3 protein-coding genes are annotated in these 2,991 nt (G+C 73.6%); all 3 read right to left on the bottom strand.

Annotated features, from left to right (window positions below):
• Positions 1–1,266 (bottom strand): APC family permease (locus GL263_RS24355; RefSeq protein WP_182857896.1); only part of this gene is annotated, 1,266 nt, incomplete at its 3' end.
• A gap of 157 nt (positions 1,267–1,423) precedes the next feature.
• The gene (locus GL263_RS24350) at positions 1,424–1,876 is read right to left on the bottom strand and encodes a DUF4383 domain-containing protein (protein WP_182857895.1); all 453 of its coding nucleotides are present in this window, start codon (positions 1,874–1,876) and stop codon (positions 1,424–1,426) included.
• Between the two features lie 105 nt (positions 1,877–1,981).
• The gene (locus GL263_RS24345) at positions 1,982–2,980 is read right to left on the bottom strand and encodes a TIGR03557 family F420-dependent LLM class oxidoreductase (protein WP_182857897.1); all 999 of its coding nucleotides are present in this window, start codon (positions 2,978–2,980) and stop codon (positions 1,982–1,984) included.
• Positions 2,981–2,991 lie beyond the last annotated feature (11 nt).

Raw genomic sequence — 2,991 nt, 5'->3', positions numbered from 1 at the left:
GCGGTGGGGGCGGAGGCGGCGCAGGGCGTAGGCCGCGGCGCCGAGAGTGATGACGGCCAGGCCGCCGAGGACCGAGGCGAGCGGAAGGAAGAACGCGAGGACGAGGCAGCCGACGAGCCCCACGATCGGCACGATCCGCGCCGGGCGGCCCTCGGCGGGGGAGAGGGTCCAGGCGGAGGCGTTGGCGACGGCGTAGTACAGCAGGACGCCGAAGGAGGAGAAGCCGATCGCCGCCCGCAGGTCGGCCGTCGCGGCGAGCGTGGCGACGACCGCGCCGACGACCAGCTCCGCGCGGTGCGGCACCCGGAAACGGGGGTGCACCGCGGCCAGCGCGTGCGGCAGGTGGCGGTCCCTGGACATCGCCAACGTCGTGCGCGAGACGCCGAGGATCAGTGCCAGCAGGGCGCCGAGCGCGGCCAGCGCGGCGCCGACCCGTACGACGGGCTCCAGTCCCGGCAGACCGGCGGCGCGGACGGCCTCGGCGAGCGGTGCCGTCGCCTCGGCCAGCCGGTCACCACCGAGGACGGACAGGACCGCGACGGCCACCGCCGCGTAGACCACCAGCGTCACGCCGAGCGCAAGCGGCACCGCGCGGGGGATCGTCCGGGCCGGGTCGCGGACCTCCTCGCCCAGGGTGGCGATCCGCGCGTAGCCGGCGAAGGCGAAGAACAGCAGGCCGGCCGCCTGGAGGACACCGCCGAACGTGGCGTCGTCGCCGAGGGCGAGCCGGCCGGCGTCGGCCGCGTCCGAGGTGAGGGAGGCGACGACCACGGCTGCCAGCACGCCCAGCACCACGGCGACGATCAGCCGGGTCAGCAGGGCCGACTTGTGCACTCCCAGGTAGTTCACGGCGGTGAGCGCGACCACGGCGGCGACCGCCACCGCGGACGCGTGCGCGGGCCACACGTACAGACCGACGGTCAGGGCCATCGCCGCGCAGGAGGCCGTCTTGCCGACGATGAACGACCAGCCGGCCAGGTAGCCCCAGAACTCGCCGAGCCGTTCCCTGCCGTAGACGTAGGTGCCGCCGGAGGCGGGGTAGCGGGCGGCCAGCCGCGCGGAGGAGGTCGCGTTGCAGTAGGCGACAACCGCGGCGAGTGCGAGGCCGAGCAGCAGCCCCGACCCCGCGGCCTCGGCGGCGGGGGCGAGGGAGGCGAAGACTCCGGCCCCGATCATCGCCCCGAGGCCGATGACCACCGCGTCGCCGAGCCCCAGCCGGCGCTCCAGCTCCGCCGGCCGGCCGGCGTTCGTGCGTTTGCTGCTCATCCGTCGCTCCCCGTGCGTGGCCGCCGCCTCCGTGCTCCGGCCGACCCGTCGCTGACGTGAGCTGACGATAGAACACCCGGGTGGCGGCACAGGAGCGGGCCCCGACCAGGCGGTCGGGGCCCGCGTCGGTCGGCGTCCGCTCCACGCGTCGGCGTCGCTACACGCGTCGGCGTCCGTGGCCTCGGCCGAGAATGAGCCCGAGGCCGACCATGCCGATGCCGAGTGCGAAGTGCAGCCAGTCGTCGGCGGTGTTGACGGGAACGAAGTTCGCGTCGTGGTCCTTGTCGATGACCAGCCCGTACACCCACAGCGCCAGGTAGATCAGGCCGCCGACGAGCAGATAGGTCCGGGCGAGGGGCGCCGTCCGGGCCATGAGCAGCCCGGCGAGGCCGAACAGCACGTGCACCAGGTTGTGCAGGACCGACACCTGGAAGACTCCGAAGAGCTTGGCGTTGGACTCGTGGCCGGCGAACTCCAGCTCCCCGAGGTTGGTCGTGATGCCGGGAACGAAGCCCAGCAGGCCGACGAGGAGGAAGACGACACCCACCGCCACGGCGGCGGTCCCCAGGGGGCCGCGCGGGATGGGGTCGGCGTTGTGCTTGGCGTTCATGGCACCGCCCGAGGGTCGTGAGGTGGGGGTTCCCTTACGGCGGGTCACCCTGGTCGTGGCCCGGGTTTCCCGCTTCCCGATGATCAAACCCGCCCGATGTCGGCGTCAGGCGGCGAGCTGCGGCAGCACCTTGCTGCGGTAGAAGTCGAAGAAGCCCTGGAGGTCCGGGCCGATCTGGTTGACGTGCACGGCGTCGAAGCCCGCGTCACGGTAGGCGAGCAGAGCCCGCACGTGCTCCTCGGGGTCGTCGCCCAGCGGGATGCCGGACTCGGTCACGTGCTGTTCCGTGACCAGGCGGCTCGCCTGCTCGAAGTGGGCCGGGGAGGGCAGCACCTGGGCCAGTTCACCGGGCAGGAACATGTTCGGCCAGCGGTCGAGCACCGCCTTCGCGGCCCGGTCCCGGTCGGTGTCGTAGCTGACCTTCATCCCGCCCCGGACCGGGTTCTGGCCGCCGCCGGCGCGCCGGAACCTGGCCACGGCGTCCTCGTCGGGCTCGACGGTGACAAAGCCGTCGCCGATCCGCCCGGCGAGTTCGACCGCGGCGGGGCCGAAGCCCGCGACGTCGATCGGTACGCCGCCCTCGGGCACGTCGAACAGCCGGGCGTTCTCCACGGTGTAGTGGCGGCCGTGGTGGGTGGTCTCCCGCCCGGTGCACAGGGTGCGGATGAGGCGGACGGCCTCCTCCAGCATCTCCAGCCGGACCGCCGCCGGCGGCCAACGGTCGCCCAACACGTGTTCGTTGAGCGCCTCGCCGGTGCCCACGCCGAGCCGGAAGCGGCCTTCGCCCAGCAGGACGGCGGAGGTCGCGGCGGCCTGCGCCACCACCGCGGGGTGAATCCGCACGGTCGGGCACGTCACGGCCGTCTGCACGGGCAGGGAGGTGGCCTCGGCGAGCGCGCCGATCACCGACCAGACAAACGGGGAGTGGCCCTGGGTGGTGTTCCACGGGTGGTAGTGGTCGGAGATCCACAGCGAGGTGAAGCCCGCCTGCTCGGCCATCCTGGCCTGCTCGACGAGCTGTGCGGGACCGTGGTCCTCGCAGGACAGGAAGTAGCCGAAGGAGGTGACGGCCGGGGTGGGGGAGCCGGCGGCCGAGTCGCCCACCGGTGGGGTGG

Source organism: Streptomyces durbertensis (assembly GCF_014156695.1).
GTDB lineage: Bacteria > Actinomycetota > Actinomycetes > Streptomycetales > Streptomycetaceae > Streptomyces > Streptomyces durbertensis.
The sequence above is the reverse complement of the archived record's forward strand: the minus strand, read 5'-3'. Positions and strand labels throughout refer to the sequence as shown.